This is a genomic window from Peribacillus sp. SIMBA_075, assembly GCF_046534585.1.
Map to the genome: position 1 here is coordinate 1 of NZ_JAWRYN010000107.1, position 552 is coordinate 552.

The window sequence follows — 552 nt, forward strand, 5'->3', positions numbered from 1 at the left end:
CGATGACGTATGACATCGCTTGGAACGTATAGAATGAAATTCCAATTGGTAGTGGAATAGGTTCCACATGAATAGATAAATGCAAAGTTTGATTTACAATGTCTGTGAAAAAGGAAATATATTTAAAATAAGAAAGTAATAAAATATTTCCGACCACAGCCATAACTAAAAATGTGACTTTCATATTTTTTCGTTTATCATAATGATGCACAAGTAGGCCAAAGCAGTAGTTTAATACGATGGAAAAGAGCATTAAAAGAACGAAACGCGGTTCGCCCCATGCATAGAAAATTAAACTAAATGCAAGTAATACGAAATTACGTAGCTCGGCACGCACTATAAAATAGAAAAATAATACGAGAGGTAAAAAGATAAATAAGAAAACAGAACTACTAAATACCAAAGGACTCTCCTCACTTTTTTCAAAATACATTTCGTGCAAAAAACCGACATTTCTATTATATATTCTTTTAAATAAAAGTGCCTTTAATATTTTATCATGTTAATAATTCGATTAAAATGATTATCCTATATAATAAAAGAAAAGGGGAG

Annotated in this window: 1 pseudogene; it reads right to left on the reverse strand. The window is 30.1% G+C overall.

Going from position 1 to position 552, the window contains the following annotated elements:
* Positions 1–403 (reverse strand): annotated as a pseudogene (locus SB775_RS27355) (MBOAT family O-acyltransferase); the annotation flags it as partial.
* Between the last annotated feature and the right edge of the window lie 149 nt (positions 404–552).